The 19233-nt window shown below is 46.3% G+C and carries 21 protein-coding genes; 9 read left to right on the top strand and 12 right to left on the bottom strand.

Annotation, left to right across the window (positions count from 1 at the left end):
- Positions 1-115: 115 nt before the first annotated feature.
- Positions 116-304 (bottom strand): hypothetical protein, encoded by a 189-nt coding sequence (locus AZH43_RS18595; protein WP_162492929.1) that lies wholly within the window; start codon positions 302-304, stop codon positions 116-118.
- Here AZH43_RS18595 and AZH43_RS00620 point away from each other — a divergent pair.
- Complete coding sequence (locus AZH43_RS00620) at positions 246-1211, top strand: MBL fold metallo-hydrolase (protein ID WP_081406742.1); 966 nt, start codon at positions 246-248, stop codon at positions 1209-1211. The two genes, AZH43_RS18595 and AZH43_RS00620, sit on opposite strands and share 59 nt — an antisense overlap.
- Before the next feature lie 60 nt (positions 1212-1271).
- Here AZH43_RS00620 and AZH43_RS00615 read toward each other — a convergent pair whose 3' ends face one another.
- Positions 1272-1895, bottom strand: a complete 624-nt coding sequence (locus AZH43_RS00615) for a LysE family translocator (RefSeq protein WP_067665292.1) — start codon at positions 1893-1895, stop codon at positions 1272-1274.
- 171 nt (positions 1896-2066) lie between these two features.
- Here AZH43_RS00615 and AZH43_RS00610 point away from each other — a divergent pair, with 171 nt between their 5' ends.
- Positions 2067-2522, top strand: a complete 456-nt coding sequence (locus tag AZH43_RS00610; protein ID WP_067665289.1) for a DIP1984 family protein — start codon at positions 2067-2069, stop codon at positions 2520-2522.
- A 234-nt stretch (positions 2523-2756) separates the two neighbouring features.
- Here AZH43_RS00610 and AZH43_RS00605 read toward each other — a convergent pair whose 3' ends face one another.
- Complete coding sequence (locus tag AZH43_RS00605; RefSeq protein WP_067665286.1) at positions 2757-2945, bottom strand: NF038215 family lipoprotein; 189 nt, start codon at positions 2943-2945, stop codon at positions 2757-2759.
- Between the two features lie 234 nt (positions 2946-3179).
- Between AZH43_RS00605 and AZH43_RS00600 the strand changes: the two genes are divergently transcribed.
- The 5 genes from AZH43_RS00600 (at position 3180) to AZH43_RS00580 (ending at position 8823) form a co-directional block, all read left to right on the top strand.
- Positions 3180-3728 carry a TetR/AcrR family transcriptional regulator gene (locus AZH43_RS00600; RefSeq protein WP_067665282.1) on the top strand — a complete coding sequence of 183 codons (549 nt, stop codon included), beginning with the start codon at positions 3180-3182 and terminating at the stop codon, positions 3726-3728.
- 9 nt (positions 3729-3737) lie between these two features.
- Positions 3738-5390 carry an MFS transporter gene (locus AZH43_RS00595; RefSeq protein ID WP_067665279.1) on the top strand — a complete coding sequence of 551 codons (1653 nt, stop codon included), beginning with the start codon at positions 3738-3740 and terminating at the stop codon, positions 5388-5390.
- 84 nt (positions 5391-5474) lie between these two features.
- On the top strand, positions 5475-6587 hold the full coding sequence (locus tag AZH43_RS00590; RefSeq protein WP_067665276.1) for an HlyD family secretion protein: 1113 nt from the start codon (positions 5475-5477) through the stop codon (positions 6585-6587).
- Positions 6588-6662: 75 nt separating this feature from the next.
- The gene (locus AZH43_RS00585) at positions 6663-7541 is read left to right on the top strand and encodes a 1-aminocyclopropane-1-carboxylate deaminase/D-cysteine desulfhydrase (RefSeq protein ID WP_067665275.1); all 879 of its coding nucleotides are present in this window, start codon (positions 6663-6665) and stop codon (positions 7539-7541) included.
- Positions 7542-7623: 82 nt separating this feature from the next.
- Positions 7624-8823, top strand: a complete 1200-nt coding sequence (locus tag AZH43_RS00580; RefSeq protein ID WP_067665272.1) for a BaiN/RdsA family NAD(P)/FAD-dependent oxidoreductase — start codon at positions 7624-7626, stop codon at positions 8821-8823.
- 152 nt (positions 8824-8975) lie between these two features.
- On the opposite strand, the gene AZH43_RS18615 is transcribed toward AZH43_RS00580, so the two are convergent.
- The 7 genes from AZH43_RS18615 to eat all read right to left on the bottom strand — a co-directional run bounded on the left by AZH43_RS18615 (position 8976) and on the right by eat (position 15832).
- Complete coding sequence (locus AZH43_RS18615) at positions 8976-9125, bottom strand: hypothetical protein (RefSeq protein WP_162840071.1); 150 nt, start codon at positions 9123-9125, stop codon at positions 8976-8978.
- A 154-nt stretch (positions 9126-9279) separates the two neighbouring features.
- A complete protein-coding gene (locus AZH43_RS18610) occupies positions 9280-9447 on the bottom strand; it encodes a hypothetical protein (protein ID WP_162840070.1) in 168 nt (55 codons plus the stop codon).
- Positions 9448-9515: 68 nt separating this feature from the next.
- Positions 9516-11246 (bottom strand): mechanosensitive ion channel, encoded by a 1731-nt coding sequence (locus AZH43_RS00575; RefSeq protein ID WP_067665269.1) that lies wholly within the window; start codon positions 11244-11246, stop codon positions 9516-9518.
- A gap of 266 nt (positions 11247-11512) precedes the next feature.
- Positions 11513-11791 (bottom strand): hypothetical protein, encoded by a 279-nt coding sequence (locus AZH43_RS00570; RefSeq protein ID WP_067665266.1) that lies wholly within the window; start codon positions 11789-11791, stop codon positions 11513-11515.
- 356 nt (positions 11792-12147) lie between these two features.
- Complete coding sequence (gene eutC, locus AZH43_RS00565) at positions 12148-12966, bottom strand: ethanolamine ammonia-lyase subunit EutC (RefSeq protein ID WP_067665262.1); 819 nt, start codon at positions 12964-12966, stop codon at positions 12148-12150.
- Between the two features lie 15 nt (positions 12967-12981).
- Positions 12982-14367 (bottom strand): ethanolamine ammonia-lyase subunit EutB, encoded by a 1386-nt coding sequence (locus tag AZH43_RS00560; protein ID WP_067665259.1) that lies wholly within the window; start codon positions 14365-14367, stop codon positions 12982-12984.
- Between the two features lie 25 nt (positions 14368-14392).
- The gene (gene eat, locus AZH43_RS00555) at positions 14393-15832 is read right to left on the bottom strand and encodes an ethanolamine permease (protein ID WP_067665256.1); all 1440 of its coding nucleotides are present in this window, start codon (positions 15830-15832) and stop codon (positions 14393-14395) included.
- A 221-nt stretch (positions 15833-16053) separates the two neighbouring features.
- Between eat and AZH43_RS00550 the strand changes: the two genes are divergently transcribed.
- Positions 16054-16476, top strand: a complete 423-nt coding sequence (locus tag AZH43_RS00550) for a hypothetical protein (RefSeq protein ID WP_067665253.1) — start codon at positions 16054-16056, stop codon at positions 16474-16476.
- A 165-nt stretch (positions 16477-16641) separates the two neighbouring features.
- Here AZH43_RS00550 and AZH43_RS00545 read toward each other — a convergent pair whose 3' ends face one another.
- On the bottom strand, positions 16642-17403 hold the full coding sequence (locus AZH43_RS00545; protein ID WP_067665250.1) for a ferredoxin--NADP reductase: 762 nt from the start codon (positions 17401-17403) through the stop codon (positions 16642-16644).
- A gap of 85 nt (positions 17404-17488) precedes the next feature.
- Between AZH43_RS00545 and gigC the strand changes: the two genes are divergently transcribed.
- The gene (gene gigC, locus AZH43_RS00540) at positions 17489-18367 is read left to right on the top strand and encodes a LysR family transcriptional regulator GigC (RefSeq protein WP_067665247.1); all 879 of its coding nucleotides are present in this window, start codon (positions 17489-17491) and stop codon (positions 18365-18367) included.
- A gap of 55 nt (positions 18368-18422) precedes the next feature.
- On the opposite strand, the gene AZH43_RS00535 is transcribed toward gigC, so the two are convergent.
- On the bottom strand, positions 18423-19175 hold the full coding sequence (locus AZH43_RS00535; protein WP_227509755.1) for a cold shock domain-containing protein: 753 nt from the start codon (positions 19173-19175) through the stop codon (positions 18423-18425).
- Positions 19176-19233: the final 58 nt, after the last annotated feature.

Below are 19233 nucleotides of genomic sequence, written 5' to 3'. Positions count from 1 at the left end.
TCATGTTAGCGTGTATTCAATTAAAAGTGAAATATTGCTAAGCTTTTAATTTATAAAATATTTTAAATATAAAATCAGATTTCCCATCTCAATAAAGTCAATATACAGATTTGAGCTATTTTTCTAATACAGATACTCCTGTCTGCATTGAATTATCAAAAATCCCAAAGGGATAGTTATTCTTTTTAAGCGTTTTACATGTTAAAAATAACATTAGCCACAGACCAATAAGAATTGCTATGAATATTTTAAAGACATCTTTGTTTGCTTCTTTATGCGCTGCCGCGGCACTTGGATTCAACATGCAGGTCCACGCAGCAGACATTCCGCAACAGCAGCAAGTTGCAGGGTTTTATCAGCATCAGCTGGGCAATACCCAAATTACCGCCCTGCTGGACGGCACCAACTTTATGTCGCCCGCACTTTTTAAAGATATATCACCAGACAAAGTCCAAGAAATTTTAAAGAAATATCATGCAGATCAGGCCAAAGGCGTGCAAACCTCTGTCAATGCGTTTCTAGTCAATACAGGAAAATCCCTGACTTTGGTGGATAGCGGCACGGCCGACTGCTTTGGCGCGCACTTGGGTTCGGTACTCAAAAACCTGAAAGCCGCGGGCTATCAGCCTGAACAAGTGACAACAATTTTACTGACCCATTTACACCCCGACCATTCCTGCGGCGTCAGTAAAAATGGCATTGCGAACTACCCAAACGCCACCATTTACGTTTCTGCCGATGAAGCCAATTACTGGCTAAACCCGAAACAGGCTGAAAAAATTACTGCAGATAAACGAGCAAACTACCTTGGCACAGTAGAGAAAATTAAAGCCGCACTTGCGCCATATCAAGCCAAGAAGCAATTTAAAACCTTTAAATTGGGAGACAAAATTGGTGAGTTTGAAGTCATCAGCACGGCGGGCCACACGCCAGGACATTTCAGCTATAAGCTGAAAACAGCTGGAGAGGATGTGATCTTTATTGGAGACATTGTGCATTCCCATACCGTTCAATTTGATCGGCCTGAAACTGCAATTGAATATGATATTGACCCTAAAATGGCGGTTCAGACACGTTTAAAGCAATTCCCTGATTATGCCAAACATGGGCAAACCATTGCCGCGCCGCACTCGCCCTTCCCCGGCATTGGGCATATCTATTCCGCAGATGGAAAAAGCTATCAGTGGATTCCTGTACATTTTAAGGATTGATTTACAAGGCGACTCCTCTCCTTTTTTAAGGAGAGGATCAGTGCAAGGATGTGTTAAAAATTACTTCATCCCAAAAATCAGCTTGAGCCCCAGCGCCGTCATCACTGCGCCTGCTGTACGGTCAAAAACCGCTTTAAACTTCAGATATACGCGGCGCGGCTTTTCGGCAGACAATGCAACAGCCACCAGCGAACACCAGCCTGCATCAATAAAGAAACATAATACCGGCAGCACAAAATAAAAGTAGAACGGAATCTCTTTCGGCAAAAGCGCAGTAAAAATACTGGCTAAAATAATCGCAATTTTCGGATTTGACAGCTGCGTAATTAAACCGGTCATAAAGGCGCGGCGCAAGGTCATTTGTGCCGCTACATCCCCATCTGCATCAATCGGTTCTTTGGCATGCTTAATAATTTTGTAGGCCATCCAAAGCAGATATAACCCGCCGCAGATTTTTAATGCTAAATACGCCGATGGCACCGCCAATAAAAAGGCCTGCAGGCCTAATACCGCCAGCAAACCAAAGATGGCCGCCCCAGTCCCGGTGCCTAAAGCGGTAAATAAGCCATGCTTGCGTGAAATCGCAATTGAATTTTTAGCCACATAAATAGAAGTAGGCCCGGGGCTCATTGCACCTAACATCAAAGCAAATGCAATCGAGCCCAAAATCCAAAATGATTCCACGGTAACACCTATAAAATAAATTCCGTGGCAATTCTACAAGCATGCCTGCTGAATATCTCCCTATTTTTCACAAGACTTTGACAAATTCACCGAATAATTCACTGTTATTTTATTGATTGACCCATAAATCTATTGCATGATCAGGCATAAGCAATAAAAGATCTAAAAATTATGAAATTAGCGGAAGCGCTGCTGCTACGGAGCGACCTGCAAACCAAACTGGCCTCGCTGCAGCAACGTATTAACAGCAATATTTTAGTGCAGGAAGGCGATACGCCCAGTGAAGATCCGAATCAGCTGATTCAGGAAGCATCAGCCGTGAACCGCGAACTGCATGCTTTAATTCAGCGTATCCACGCCACCAATGCCCAAGCCGCAGCCAGCAGCGGTAAGAAACTATTAGAATTAATTATTGAGCGTGATGCGCTCACCAGCCAGCACCCCATTCTGCAGCAGGCGATAGACAATTCACGGCGCGAAAATGGACGCTACAGCTCCAGTGAAATCCGCTGGATCAAAACCATCTCTGTGGCTGATCTTCAAAAACAGGCGGATGACATCAGCAAGCTGCTTCGTCAAAATAATTTAGAGATTCAAGCATCGAACTGGCAGGTCGATTTAATTTAAAAATTTGGATAGCCATCCATCACAGTTCGGGCATATTGGGCGAGTGCAAGGCCTTTTCCGCGTTTGTAAGGCTTTAATTCAACAAACGCTTGCAAGAAGTAAAGCGTCTGCTTCAAATTTTTCACTTATCTGACGCAGCACCACGCATCTTTTACTTCTTACATTGCACCATGCACTACCATGCACTGACAATATGCCCTCCCTCTGTCTTCATCATACGGCACAGCGCTATGTTTACTGCTGATGCTGTTGAACCGACACAGCAGAATCTTTCGGAATCCGGTAGTCCTGATCATGCACAGGCATACCGCCGATGATCATAGTGCGCACTTCTGTACGGGGTTTATTCAGATCTTCCTTTGCATCACAGCCTGCAACACTGAGCAGCATGCAGGCCATTATGGCTGCGGATAAAATTTTCATCCTATCCCCTCCATGTTTATCGTTATATCTCTCAGCATAGCACTGCTGTATATTTTTTCAGCTCTTTTTTTGCCGTATGGCAGATGCCTTAAAGTTTACAAATTAATTTAACTTTCAAATTGTTATCTAAACACTGAAGTACAATTTACAAAAAGTCACAATGATTAATATTTACAACGGACAAATTTGTCCGTTAAATATGCAAATTCAGCTGAATTTCGAATAAGAAGCCCTATGTCTTTACGCCAAGAACGCGCAGCGCAAAACCGTGAGGAATTGCTTTCTGCAGCGATCCGTATTTTCCGCACCCATGGAATTAATGCGCCGCTGCAGCTGATCATTGATGAAGCGCAAGTCGGCAGGGCGACATTTTACCGAAATTTTGCAGACCGGCGTGAACTGGTGCTGGCCTTGATGGAACAGGCGCTTGACCGTTTAGAGAACCGGGCGCGCAATCATTCAAAATATGACGATGGCTTTATCCTTTTAATACAGGACCATATTCATAATATTCCCTACTTAACCGCATTAATGGAATATTGGCGGGTGATTGACCGCAACGATCCGGCCATGGTGAAAATCTATCAGCGCCGTGACCAGATTCTGCAGCCGCTGATTGATACCGCAATTGCCAATGGCCTTTGCCGAGCAGATTTTAGCCCGCGCGATTATTCCATGGTCACGTCAATTTTAAGGGCGGCATTGCAAGGGCATACAGATGCAGATCAGGAAATCTTAGCGGCCCGGGCCGTAGACTTGCTGCTCAACGGCATTCGAGGGTAACTGCAGTTTATGGATAAACAGCCTCGTTTACTGGAACCTGCTCCAGACTGGACGCCAGAAGAAAAACCGACTTTGCCGGGCTCTCCGGCAGCCATTGCGCACCCCACCTATAAACGCTTGCTGTATTTTTTCATTGGCCTGTTTGTCGCCATTTCCGGCAGCCTCAGCAACGGTTTCATCACGGCGAATTTACCCTTGATTCAAGGTGAATATGGCTTGACCCCGTCAGAAGCCGCATGGATTCCAGCAGCCTATGTCATGGCGAATGTCAGCTCAAACTTAATTTTATTTAAGGCGCGGCAGCAGTATGGGCTGCGGCTATTTTCCGAAATCGGCCTAGTCATGTTCATTAGCGTGCTGATTTTGCACCTTTATGTTCATACCTTTGAAATGGCGGTCTTTGTCCGCATTGTGAGCGGTTTAGTGGCTGCACCGCTCAGCTCTCTAGGCATGTATTACATTATGCAGGCCTTCAGCCGGGCCAATTTCGGACGGGGCCTGTATTTGGCTTTAGGCGTCCAGCAATTAGGCATTCCGTTGGCGTGGATCATGTCGCCTTATTTGGTTGATGTGAATGACTGGGCGCTTCTGTATACCTTTGAACTGGGGCTGGCGCTGTGCTGTCTGGCGATGGTGGTTTCCTTAAAGCTGCCGCGCAGCCTGCGTATTGATGTCTTTGAGTTTCAAGATATTTTCACCTTCATCCTGCTGGCGACCGGCTTTGCATTCTTATGCATTGTCTTTACCCAAGGCCCTATCCAGTGGTGGCTGAACGCCGACTGGCTGGCCTATCTGCTGATTGGCGCGCTGATTTTAATTACCGTGGGACTGACCTATGAGCATTACCGGGTCAATCCGCTGATTATCACCCGCTGGCTCGGCACATCATCGACTGTGCGTTTTATTTTAGGCGCTTTCGCAATCCGCTTTGTGATGTCCGAACAAAGCTACGCGGCCGTGAATTTTTTAAAAACCATGGGCATGGGCCCAGATCAGTTTGTAAACTTTTATCTGGTGATTTTTTTCGGCATTCTCAGCGGCACCATTTTCAGCGCCCTGACCTTTTCCCGAGAAAAAGCCATATGGCATTTGCTGGGCGCAGTGGCCTTGATTTTTATTGCCTGCGCGCTGGACCATCACCTGACCAGTGACGTACGTCCCGAGAATTTTTACCGCAGCCAATTTTTAGTCGGCTTTGCCAGCGGCATGTTTATTGGCCCGCTGCTGCTGACCGGCATTATTAATGCGCTGCAGCGCGGCCCAAACCATATGGTGACCTTTATTGTGCTGTTTTCTGCCAGTCAAACTTTTGGCGGATTAATGGGCTCTTCTTTTTTTTCGACTTACCAGCAAATGCGCACCCAGCATTATCAAGCGGAAATTTTTGCAGATCTGCCCAATACTAGCCCGCAAGTGGCGCAGCGTCTGCAAATCTATGCGCAAAACAGTCAAAAATATACGCTTGACCCTGCTCTTGAGCAAAACCAAGCGCTGCGCACTTTAAATCAAACCGTCACCAAAGAAGCGCAAGTCCGCGCGTATAACGATGTGATTTTCCTCAACCAGCTTTTTGCCGTGGTCTTGCTGTTCTGGGGCCTGTTTGTTATCGGCATTAACCGGTACCGCAGCTATAAGCAAAGCCTGCTGCCCAATTCCAGTTAGCCTCTAAACCCGCAGTGTTCAAACATCCAACCCAAATGCTTTCAAAACCACATTAAGACCGTTAGATTAGAGATAGAGAAACCCATGTCAGAACAAGAAAAGCCGGCAGAGAATACAGTTTCAGCACCCGCCGCGGCTCCACAGCCATCAAGCAAGCTGATTCCCACCAATAAGCGTATTTTGGTGCTGATGTTCTTTGTCTTGCTGGCGGGCATCAGCTTAATTTTATGGGCATGGAAAATCGGCCCCTTCCACTCTGCAGTCGAGTCTACAGAAAACAGCTATGTGAAAGGAACGACCACCATTCTCTCGTCACAAATCAACGGATATGTAAAGGATGTGCTGGTCACTGATTTTGAAACGGTGAAAAAAGGCCAGCCTTTAATGCACATAGACACCACCACCTATGATCAGAAAGTTACACAAGCTGAATCCGGCGTAGAACAGGCAAAAAACAGCCTCGCAAACCAAAGCCAAGCCATTCAGCAGCGTAAAGCCGATATTGCGGCGGCCCAAGCCAAAGCTGATCAGGCGCAAGCGGCTTATGAACTCTCAGTCAATCAGCTGCAGCGCTATGCGCAATTGGGCAACAGCGGTGCAGCGTCTAAAACTGAGCAGGATCAAGCCCGTGCAGATGTCAAAAACAATTTGGCTCTTGTCCATCAGGCCGATGCCAATATTCAAGTGGCTATGGAAGCCTTAAAAACAGCGGAAGTGGCGCAAACCGGATTAACAGCGCAAGTGACCAACGCCAAAGCGCAATTTGATCAAGCCGTCACAACAAAAGACTACAGCGTGATTGTTGCGCCGCTGGACGGCCAACTGGGCGAAGTAAGTCCGCGCGTTGGGCAATATGTGTCTGCAGGCACGCAGCTGATGTACTTGATTCCTCAGCAGCGCTGGGTTAACGCCAATTTCAAAGAAACTCAAATTTCCAATATGCAGATTGGCCAAAAGGCATGGTTTACTGTGGATGCGATGAATCATCAGCAGTTCAGCGGTAAAGTCGAGCGGATTTCCCCAGCGGCAGGTTCTGAATTCAGCGTACTGAAAACTGACAATACGACGGGCAACTTTACGAAAGTGGTGCAGCGCATTGCTGTGCGCATCGCCATTGACCCGAATCAAAAAGGCTTTGAACGCCTGCGTCCCGGCATGTCTGTGGTGGCGTCGGTAGATACGGACTCTGCCCATTAATGCACCTATCCCCTTCGTCTGCAGGAATCCGCTACAATACAGGCGATTCCTTTGCCTGATCCAATTCGCGTACTTATGTTTGATGCCATTGCCCATGCGGTACCCAATCAGACCTTGCAGATGCATGGCATGACGCTGACGGTCAAGCGTTTGGATTTGGTGCATCCGCAAATTTCCGGCAATAAATTTTTCAAACTGAAATACAATTTTAAAGAAGCGCAGCGTAACGGTTTTAATCAAATCCTGACCTTTGGCGGCGCCTACTCCAACCATATTGCCGCCACAGCCTACGCTTCGCATCTGCATGGCTTCAAAAGCATTGGAGTGATCCGCGGTGAAGAATTGGCCAGCCGCCCTCTCAACTCAACGCTCAGGACGGCGCAGAAATTCGGCATGCAGCTGCATTTTGTCAGCCGAGAACAATACCGGCAAAAGCAATCTGCCGGCTTTCTTGCACAGCTCAGGGCTGAATTTCCAGAGAGTTTCATCATTCCCGAAGGCGGCACCAATAGACTGGCCATTCAAGGCTGTACAGAAATTCTCAGCCCAGCGGATTTAGAAAATTTTGACCTGATTTGCTGCGCTGCAGGCACTGGCGGCACCCTGACCGGATTAATTGAAGCCAGCGCCGAACATCAGCATATTTTAGGCTTTTCCGCCCTCAAGGGAGATTTTCTCTCGCAGGAAATACAGCAGTGGACGCAGCGGCGCAATTGGCGCATCACCGATGAATTCTGTCACGGCGGCTATGCCAAAACCACAGCCGAACTGATGCAGTTCATTCAGCAGTTTGAAAGGCTGCACGGCATCCCGTTAGAGCAGGTTTATACCGCTAAAATGTTCTTCGGCATTGAGCAAATGATCCTGCGCAGTGAAATTGCCGCACATCAGCGGGTTCTCATTCTGCACACTGGCGGCCTGCAGGGAAGAATTCAAGCATTGCCGCACCTCTGAAAATACCGCCTTTGGCTTTCACTGAAAATTAAGCCGAAACAGGGTATAATCCGCGTCTTTTCATTCTCCCGCAGGCTTGCTCATGTCAAAAAATCTGTACGATGTCGTAGTTATAGGCGCAGGTGCATCTGGCTTGATGCTGGCCTACAAAGCGGCGCAGCGCGGACGCAAAGTGCTGGTAGTTGAAAAAGCCAACAAAGTCGGCAAAAAAATTCTGATGTCCGGCGGCGGAAAATGCAACTTTACCAACCTGTATGTCGAACCTGAAAATTTTATTTCGCATAATCCGCATTTTGTGATTTCAGCCTTGTCGCGCTATACCAATTGGGACTTCATCGGCATGGTCTGTGACTACGGCATTGCTTACCAAGAGCGCAGGCATGGACAGCTGTTTACCTTAAATGGTGCAAAAGAAATTTTATCCATGCTATTGGCAGAATGTGACAAAACAGGTTTAGTAGACATTAAAACCAGCTGCGAAGTCAAAGCCGTCACTGCCCTGAATGATCAAGGATTTCAAGTTGCGTCATCCCTAGGATATTTTGAAGCTGAGTCAGTCGTGATTGCTTCCGGCGGATTGTCTATTCCTACTTTAGGCGGCTCAGCTATTGGCTATGATATTGCCAAACAGTTTGGCCATCATATATACGCAACCCGCGCGGGGCTTGTGCCATTTACCTTCTCGGACAGTTTCAAGGAAGTGACAACCCGTTTAAGCGGCAATGCCGTAGAGGCAACGCTTTCAAATGCGCTGAACAGTTTTACCGAAGCGCTGCTGTTCACACACCGCGGCCTCAGCGGCCCAAGCTCACTGCAGCTATCCAACTATTGGGATGCAGGACAGAGTTTTAAAATTGACTTTTTGCCCAGTATCGATCTGCTAGACTTTTTCAAAACAAAAAAACAGAGCCAGCCTAAAGTTTTGCTACGGACCTTGCTGAGTGAGCATTTGCCGAAAAGTGTCGTGCTTGAGCTGCAAAACCTGATTTGGCCGGACAGCGCCGATACCGCCATTGGCAACATCAGTGATGAAAAGCTAGAAAAAACGGCACAGCGGCTGTCTGCCTTTGAGGTAAAACCTTCCGGTACAGAAGGCTACCGTACCGCAGAAGTAACTTTAGGCGGAGTTGATACTGCAGAAGTCTCCTCAAAAACTATGGAAAGCAAAAAGCAGAAAGGCCTGTTCTTTATCGGTGAAATTTTAGATGTTTCAGGACATTTAGGCGGCTTCAACTTCCAATGGGCTTGGTCGTCTGCGCATGCCGCCTCTGAATACGTCTGATGCAGCCCAGACAAACGGATTGTTCCCCCCCATTTTATTTACGCTGCTGGTTTAAATAAGATAGGAAAGGGCTGAAAATTAAAAAGCGATTGAAATCATTTCAATCGCTTTTTAATTCTGCATTTTTTAGATGCGCTGTATTGCTTTACATGTTATTCCAGATAATCAGTTTGAAATAATGTGATTCCTTTAGCACCAGCCAAACGGTTTTCCGCCTGCTCCATTTTCGCCACTGCAGCCGCAATATGCGGCGCTGGAACCTGTGCGTTGAATTGCATTACCGACATAATTTTATTTAGCATTTTAATTACCCTCATTCCTGTCATTCCTTGACCAATTATAGAACAGCAATATTACTGCCCAATTACAGTTAAACAGCTATATTCCATTAATATTATTATGAAATTCACTAAGTTATGAGTATAAAAATACCAAAAAAAGTCTAATTTTCAAACACTATTTTTCTGATTCATGATCATTTTTTTCAATCATCGAATCCTCATGCTCTATTTCAGTGCGCTGTTTGGCTGCAAAAATGAACTTATAGGCGCTGGCTAAAAAACCAATGGTAATCCCCGCAATAACGATCGGAGCAAGTACTTTATTTGGCGCTTTCTTTGACATGTTTCACCTCTTTAAAATCAGCAATCGGCCACTGATTACAGTGACCGATTCATTATGTATTGAACAGGTTATTCGGGGTCATTTTTAGATGGGGTATGCGTATCAATCCCCTCTTCTTTTTCACCGGTCGAGCCGAAAGGGTTATTGAGCGGCTGCGTTGCCGGATCGACATCCAATTGATCCGGTGTTGCAGTTTCTTTTTCCACCACACCCGGCGCTTCCTGATGCTGAACAGTATAGCCGTCATCAAGCGATTTAGACTGAGCCGTTGCAGATGAAGCAGAGGTTCCGAACCCGCAGGCACGCGCCTGATCTTTAACTGGATTTGGCTGATTGCCTTCTTTTTTGGCCTTATCGATCAAGTCGGTCAGCACTCGCTCTGCCGGCTGGCGCCCGCCTAAACCAAAAGCTAAGGCAAAAGCGACCGCGACCGCACCCAGCGTCAATCCAAAAGCCAAGTTCACGATAGAATCTGCAATGCCCATGGCACGCAAGCCCATAGCGACAACCAAGCCCATAATCAGGACACGCACTAAATTGCCCAGCCAGCGAGAACTGTTGTATTCGCCGCGCTGCACCACATTGGCCACAATATTCGCCAGCCAGAAGCCAATGACCAAAATGACTGCACCCAGCAAAATATTGGCGCCAAATTGAATGAACATGGCAATCAGGCCGCTGATTTGCTCAAAGCCCAAACGGTTGGCCGCTTCGGAGACGGCAAACAGCATGGTAAAGAAAACAATCAAATAGCCAACCACATCGGACAGTTTGGTTGCACCTAAAAACCGCTGTACATCCAATTTTTCAGGAACGCGGTCTATGCCAGTTCCGGCCACTACCTCCGTGACCAGCTTTGCAACAAAGCGCGAAACGACATACGCCAAGACTAAGATTAAACCTGCGGCGATAATGTTAGGAATTGCAAACATGATTTCATGCAGCATGGCGGTTGCCGGCTGTGAAATGGCCTCGATGCCAAGCGCTTCAAATGCCACAATTAATGCAGTAATAATGACGACCGCGAAAACAAACGAACCTAATAAATGCGGTAAATTAGAATTCTTGAATAAGCCGATTTTTTCAGCCTGCGACTGCAGATTCAAGCTGCGAACCAGCCCTTCTATAATACCCCGGACAATTTTTGCCAAAATATAGCCGACAAAAACTATCACCCCTGCAATAAAAATGTTCGGCAAGTACAGCACAGCCTCATTGACCATATTCTGTACCGGATAGAGCAAGCCATTCAGCCCTAAAATAGACAGCACAATCGGCAAAAACAGCAGCAAAATCAGCCAATATGCAATTTCACTGATATTTTCACTAATGGGACTGACACCCACTTCTGAACTGAGCTTTTCATCCAGCTGGGTTTTATTCAGCAGCTTTTGCGAACCGACTTTCACCAAATTGGCAATAATCCAGCCAATAAAGCCCACGGCAGCCGCAGCCAGCAGCTGTGGAATAAACAGCAGGAATTGCTGAATCATATTGCTGAATGGTCCGCTGACACTGGTTAAGTTCAGCACATTTAATGCGCCAATGACCGCAATAATTAAAATGATCCAAAATACAATTCGGGAAACAATATTTTCAATATTGGATCTGTGCCCCGTAGCACTTGAAAGCTTTTGATTTGTGCCCAGTTTTTCAAGCACTTTCTTCATACCGCCTGCAATCAGCAAGGCCACAATCCAGCCGATAAAAAGAATTGCGACCGCACTCAGAATAGGATGAAATTGATCCCAATAATACATGGCATCAAATCGTCCTGAACCGCCAGGATAATCATTCATTTTTAAGCCCTCATTGTTATTACTTCATCGTTATCGCTTCATCTCAATCTTTTTGACATCATCTATTTTTAAGCAAGTATTTGACTGAATTTCGTAATCTATTGCACAGCCCAAGATTTTTAGCGTATTAATCCACCTTAGTTTTTGGGTATTTTTTAATCAACACTGAAATGCAGAACTACTACAAAAGAGCACAATCCATTGCAAAAAAGCCCTAGCTTTATAGCTAAGGCTTGGCATTTGATTTGCGTTTAAATTGTCTATGATCAATGATCTGAAGCAGTTGCCGTATTGCGGTCTGCCGCAGCGGCTTCGTCCCCCGCAGTAGCTGTAGCGGTATTGTTCGGAGTGGCTGGCTGTGCTTCTGGATTAGGATGTCCTGGAGGCGCATCGCTTGGTGTAGGCTTGATATCTGCCGACATATAAATAATCAGCGCAACAAAGAATATGCCTATCAAGACCAATATATATACCGGTATGCGCTTCTTCTGAGTGGTTTCTTCCGAACTCGAAGTATGGGGCGGTTTATTAAAATCATGCGTCATAATTTTCCCCTCTAAATAATTGTTATCTACTGCTGTTTTTTTATACTATCAATTCCAGTCACCGTATTATGTGAAGAAGCTTTACAGGATGGTGAATAGTTGTAAAAAAACTGAAGCTCAGCCGCAGCTTAAAAAATACTTGTAGATCCTGTCCGCACAAAGCCGTCATTTGGTCTGTCCAATGCAGGTGAACGGACTTGACGGTTTATGTATAGGCCGATGTACTGCTGATGACCATGGCTGCAAGCCGCGCGTCGCAATAGAGGCCTTCATCATGCATTGAAAATTAGGCTTTCAAAGACCGCCGATATCCAGTCAAGTCAAATAGTCTTTATATCCAGCATTTGCAGGCTGTTTTAAAATAGCCGCTTCGGACGCGTATCTTCAGCGCTGAGTGCCGTCATCTCATGTTCATCTTTCAGCTGCACGCCAGACAGTCCCAGTTGCGCAGATTTTTTCATTAACCCCAGCAGGCGCTGAATCGCTACCGTAACCGATAGCCCTGCAGGACGCACATTAGAAATGCAGTTGCGCATAGCATCATGGCAGCCTTTATGCGCCTGCCATGTAAAATAAATCCCCATGCTGTCAGGTGAGCTTAGACCCGGACGCTCTCCAATCAGCATCACCAGCATTTTGGCATGCAATATTTGGGCGGTTTCATCCCCTAATGCCACTCGGCTGCCAGTCGCCAGCACCAAGGGCGCAACACTCCAGCCCTGCGTCAGGCAAGCGTCATGCAGCTGCTGGATAAAATACGGCGCATTGTCTTCAATCGCACGGGCAGACAGGCCGTCTCCGGCAACTATTGCTACGTCATAGCCTTCATCATGCTGCTGGGCATAGTCGCTCAGCAGCTGCCGAGAGGCTTCTGAAAGCTCCCGCCCCAAATCAGGACGCTTCAGATACAGGTCTTTGTCAACTGCGCAGCTTTCAATCTGCAGCACGCTCATCTGAAATTCAGACAGCTGCCTAATCATGCTTTCGACATCCAGCGCTTTCAGCACCGCGTCTTTCGCCTGCGCATGCGCCAATTGAAATTCCAAAGCAGGCCGTGTCGGCAGACTTCCTCCCACGCGCCCCAAAGCAATGCGCGCATCAGTAAACTGTTTTAATTTTTCCCAAGCATTGCTTTCACATTGAGTTTTAAACTGAACATCCGGATGTAATTTCATTCGCGTCAGCTCCGGCTAAGACATCAGCAGTTTAGAAAATTTTTCAGGTACTTGCGCAGGCCACTGCAGCTGATGAAGCTGCTGCTTTAAAATGCCCTGCTGTTCCAGCCAAGCGCCAAATTCAGGCGCTGGCTTTAAACCTAAAAGCTGGCGGATATACAGTGCATCATGAAATGAGGTGGTCTGATAATTCAGCATCACATCATCTGAACCGGGAATGCCCATCATAAAATTCAGTCCGGCATTTGCCAATAAGGTCAGCAGCACATCCATATCGTCCTGATCAGCGTCAGCATGGTTGGTATAGCAGATATCACAGCCCATCGGCACGCCCAGCAGCTTGCCGCAGAAATGGTCTTCCAGTCCTGCACGAATAATCTGCTTGCCGTTGTACAAGTATTCAGGCCCAATAAAGCCCACCACGGTATTGACTAAAAATGGCTTAAATTTGCGCGCCACGGCGTATGCCCGCGTTTCCATGGTTTGCTGATCAACGCCATGATGCGTATTGCTGGACAGCGCACTGCCCTGACCTGTTTCAAAATACATCACATTTTGCCCCACCGTGCCGCGCTTCAGGCTTAAAGCCGCGTCATAGCCTTCCTGCAGCATCGCCAAATTAATGCCGAATGCGGTGTTGGCATCCTGCGAACCGGCAATCGACTGAAACATCAGGTCTATGGGGACATTTTTATTGGCCAGCTGAATGCCGGAACTAACATGCGTCAGCACACAGGACTGTGTTGGAATTTCATACTCGTGAATGATGTAATCCAATAATTTCAGCAGTTCAGATAAATTCTGTAAATTGTCTGTAGCAGGGTTAATGCCAATCACTGCATCACCATTGCCATACATCAGGCCGTCTAAAATACTGGCAGAAATGCCCAACACATCATCAGTCGGATGATTCGGCTGCAGGCGTGTCGACAAGTGGCCTTCCAAGCCAATAGTATTGCGGAATTGCGTCACCACACGGCATTTTTTCGCCACTAAAATCAAATCCTGATTGCGCATAATTTTGCTGACCGCCGCTGTCATTTCAGGTGTCAGCCCTGCCTGCAGCGCCTGCAGTTTTTCGGTGCCGGCATCATCACTGAGCAGCCAGTCACGAAAATCGCCTACAGTAAAATGGGCAATCGGATAAAAGGCCGCAGCATCATGCTCATCCATAATCAAGCGGGTAACTTCATCCGCCTCATAGTCAATCAGCGCTTCATTCAGAAACTGCTTTAAAGGCACATCCGCCAAGCACATTTGCGCAGCGACCCGTTCCGTTGCATCCTGCGCCGCAATGCCAGCCAGCTGGTCACCGGTACGCGCAGGCGTTGCTTTGGCCATTAAGGTTTTCAAGTCTTGAAAAACATAATGCTGACTTGCTACATGAATTTGATACAGCATCATTCAGATCCTTTTATCCTGCGCCTTATTTCAATTCCTGCTCTGCGTGCTGAATATTGGCAAACTCCTCTTCTGGCGTGCCTGCAACCAAGTGATGGCGGCTGTACAATAAAAAGTACAGAATAAAGACTGCATAAATCGCGGCAGCCATCAGCCAGACTTTGGGATCGACGACAAAACCCGCCACCACAGCAACCGCTGCTAAAATCAATGCAATATACGCTGTCACAATGCCGCCCGGCGCCAAATAGGGGCGCGGCAGGTCTGCTTTCGATGTTTTCAGCTTAATATAAGACAGCATCATCAGTACATAGGAAATTGTCGCGCCAAAGACCGCCATTAAAATCAGCAGGTCGCCTTCACCGGATAAAGACATTAAAAAGCCGATCACGCCGGGAATGATAATAGCCAAATGCGGCGCATGATTTTTATTGGTTAACGATAATGATTTCGGCAAGTAGCCCGCACGGGACAGGGCAAAAATTTGACGTGAATAGGCATAGATAATAGAGAAAAAGCTGGCAACCAGCCCTGCAAGGCCAACAAAGTTGACGAAGCTCGCCAGCCAAGTGTTTGCGCCATACACAGCTTTCAGCGCATCAACCAATGGTGCGCCGGATGCCTTCAGCGCATCTGCACCGGCAGCCCCTGGCCCCAAGAATAAAATCGCTAAAGCAAAGAAGGCCAAAATCAGCATGGAACCGATAAGGCCGCGCGGCAGAGATTTATGCGGTTCTTTCGCTTCTTCAGCCGCTAAAGGCACGCCTTCTACCGCCAAGAAAAACCAAATGGCATAAGGCACCGCCGCCCAAATGCCCAAATAGCCCAAAGGTAAAAAGCTGCTGGCGCCTGCGGCCTCAGATGTCACCGCAATATCAAATAAATTGGCGCTGTTAAACGATGGCAGCATGGCAAAGATAAATACCATCAGCGCAATAGCCGCCACTGCCGTAATGCCAAAGATAATTTTCAGGGCTTCGCCTGCGCCTTTAAGATGAATGCCCATAAAAACCAAATAGCACACCAGATAAATGATCCAGCCTCCAATGCCGAATAAGGATTCACAATATGCGCCAATAAAACAGGCAATGGCTGCCGGAGCAATCGCATATTCAATCAGAATGGCCGTGCCCGTCAGGTATCCGCCTATTGGGCCAAATGCAGTACGGGCAAAACTGTAACCGCCGCCAGCAGTCGGCAGCATGGTCGACATTTCAGACATGCACAGGCACATGCAGAGGTACATAAATGCCACAGCGACTGTCGCAATGAACATGCCACCCCAGCCGCCTTGCGCCAAACCAAAATTCCAGCCGGCAAAGTCCCCTGAAATGACATAGGCCACCCCAAGCCCAACCAGCAGCAGCCAGCCGACTGCGCCTTTTTTCAATTGTCTTTGCGCAAAATAATCCGCTGATGCAGTTTCTGCTGCAGGCATGGCCGCTGCGCTTTTCGCATTTGACATACGCACCTCTAAATTATGTTTCTTTTAATGCTTAAAGTTATGCATAAGCCATACCAGTTTTGAATTCTGAGTCAAACCGTCCAAAATGGCTGTACTATCTCATTGAAAAAATGCATGGTTTATTCAGCCGCTGGCTTTCATGGCGCAAAAATGGAAAGACTGCCTTTGACTGAATAAATGCGCTATAATTATGCACCTCATTTTTTGTGCACTCGTTCTATATGGCGTACCGTCAGCAAAGTGTAACGCTTGATCTTGACACTGACGTCACTTATCAATGTGCTTTACATTACACCCGTGATCAGCATCTGATTGGCATTATTGAATTCAGTAAGCCCAGCTATGTCTTAAAATGGGGCGATTTGGAGTTTTTCCGCCGCCGCACTGAAGAATTTTCTGTCATGCCGTTTCCAGACTGCGTGAATGCAATGGTGATAGATATCCGCAATGTCACGGCTTATCTGGACAATGAAGTGCCGATAATTCCTTGGCGCTTGCTGGAAGAAGAATGTCCGGTACGTTTAGTCGTGCCGCAAGAACGCATGGATCACTATGCAGGCATCTTTGAGCCGACATGGCTGACTGCCGATGTCGACACGGCCATTCAGGAAATCCGTGAATATATGGACATGTTTGTTCATTAAAAGATTCAAATAAAAAATCCTCCTGTGCGGAGGATTTTTTATATCTGTAAAAAGCCCCTCCTTTATTAAAGGAGGGGTTTGGGGAGGATTCAAAGATTTGAGAAGAATTTTATAATTTTAATCCCTCCCAACCTCCCTTTTTAAAGGGAGGAGTGCTGAGGGTACTTACCAATAATTTTCAACTGCGATATTGCCTTCACCGCGGCGGTTCATGGTTAAACCGCGCGCTTTTAAAGCATCTTTCGTATCATCCACCATTTGCGGGTTACCGCACAGCATGACATGGCTGCTTTCAGGGTTCAGCGCCATGCCCGCAGCTTTTTCAAGCGCTCCGTTTGCAATCAGCGCAGGTAAGCGCTCATGCAATGGGGCATTCGGGTCACGGGTAATAATCGGAATAAACTGAAAACCAGTGTACCCTTCACCAAAAATTTCTGCAATTTCATGAATTCTGTCCGCATAAGCCAATTCAGCCGCTGTGCGCACACTGTAGACCAAATTAATTTTTGAATACTTTTTCCATGTTTCAAAATCTTGCAGCATAGATAAAAATGGCGCTAAACCGGTCCCTGTGCCTAACAGCCACAAGTCTTGCGGCAGCGGCAATTGATAACGCGCCAAGGTTAAGAAACCATACGGAATTTTTTCTAGATACAGCTCATCGCCGACTTTGAGATGCTGTAAATTTGAAGTAAACGCCCCATCAGGAACCACAATTGAGAAAAATTCCAAAGTTTCATCAAATGGCGACGACACCACAGAATAAGCCCGCACCACCAAATCATCTCCTACTTTTAAGCCAATGCGCGCGAATTGGCCTGCAGTGAATTTAAAATGGGCTGGCCGCGTCATCGTAAAGCTGAATAAAGTATTGGTCCAACGGTGTACAGATAAGACTTTTTCTAAGCTAAATTTCTCAATTGACATGATTTCAACGTGGCATCTATGACTGTGCTCATGTTAGCATGACGGCTTAAATTATTAATATTTTTTAAATGTTAAGGCTATATTCATGCGCATGACTTTACGCCAGCTGGCTGTTTTTGTAGCAGTTGCTCAAGAAGGTACGGTAACCAAAGCGAGTGATGCCGTTAAGCTCACGCAAAGCGCTGCAAGTATGGCTTTAGCAGATCTAGAAGACGGCTTAGGTGCACCGCTGTTTGACCGTCTAGGCAAACGATTGCAGCTCAATGACTTGGGCCGTTTTTTACTGCCTCAAGCACTGGAAATTCTTGGCCGCTGCGAATCATTCGAACAGGCCGCCAAAGGTGAACTGCAAAGCATTGATTTACGCTTAGGCGCAACCTTAACAATCAGTGATTACTTAATGCCTGACCTGATGGCGGATTTTCTGCAAATTCAGCCTCAAGCTCATTTGCAGCTGCAAGTCGGCAATACCCGCCAGATGATTGAAGCCGTCAATCAATTTCAGTTGGATTTAGCCTTAATTGAAGGCTCTTGCCATTTGCCGCAGCTGCAATGCATTCACTGGCGTGATGATGAACTGGCCGTGTGCTGCTCACCCGATCACCCGCTTGCACAGCTGGGCCGGCCTTTAACGATTGATGACTTTAAAAGTGTTGAATGGATATTGCGTGAAGAAGGCTCAGGCACACGCGAAGTCTTTGATAATGCGATTTTGCAGGATTTGCCGGATGCCAATATCCGCCTGACTCTAGGCCATAATGAGGCAATTCTGAAAATTGTTGCAGGCGGTTTAGGCATGTCATGCATTTCAAAACTTGCCATTGAACCGCTGCGTGAAAAAGGCCAATTGGTTATTTTAAATACCCCTTTCTGGCAATTGACCCGCCCGCTGTTTATGCTGGTGCACCGTCAGAAATATCAAGGGCCGGGCTTAAAGGCTTTTATGAAATTCTGTGAAAAATAATAAGTTTCTGCCTATGTAAAAAAAGCGCCATAACGGCGCTTTTTTATATCAATCGTTACCACCGTGAATCATTTTCACAGGGTCTTCCATCACCATCACCATCCATTTCATTATTTGGACAATTTCTTACAAACCACTCAGCTTCTGATCTTGAAGTCATTTGACCGCAACGTGTCCGCTCATAACACTTTGGATCAATAGGCTTAGAACTCGCTTGCTTGGTTATTTCATTATTTTTAACATCTTGTTTAGGGCGAGTTCCTATCAAAACTTCGGGATGATTTTCTAAATTTTTATGGCCTTGTTCTGACAGAACTCGATCAGGTAAATTTCCTTGCGCTTGACGCTGTTTGGCAATAATCTTTTCCTGTTCCAGCACCATTTGCTGCACACGTTCAGCTTTATGTGCATTATATTCTTGAATTTTTCCATATAGCAAAAAAGCTAAAATTGCGATTATTACAGCACCAATCAGCGTAAACAATTTTGCATAAGTTGATGCCGGTTTTTCTACTGCTGGTATGCAGTTATCGGGATTGGCTGTTTGACCTGAAGATTGATATTGCTGGTCAACTGGTTCAAATTTATCATCACTCTTCAGATCCAAACGAACAATATTACCTGCTTTAAATTTGCCATTTTCTTCTACAACACGAAACTTCAGCTTTTCACCAATCTTCGGTTGAATATTCCGATTAGGCATATCCTTAATATGAAAAAATAAGTCCTTAGACTCCCCGTCTATGTGTATAAAACCAAAGCCGCGTTCTGCTTGATAATTTTTAACTTTCCCCTCTTGAAACATCATTCATCCTATCTTTATATTTTTAATAATTGTAATAAAAAAAGCGCCTTAACGGCGCTTT

Source organism: Acinetobacter pragensis, assembly GCF_001605895.1.
Classification (GTDB): domain Bacteria; phylum Pseudomonadota; class Gammaproteobacteria; order Pseudomonadales; family Moraxellaceae; genus Acinetobacter; species Acinetobacter pragensis.
The sequence above is the reverse complement of the archived record's forward strand: the minus strand, read 5'-3'. Positions and strand labels throughout refer to the sequence as shown.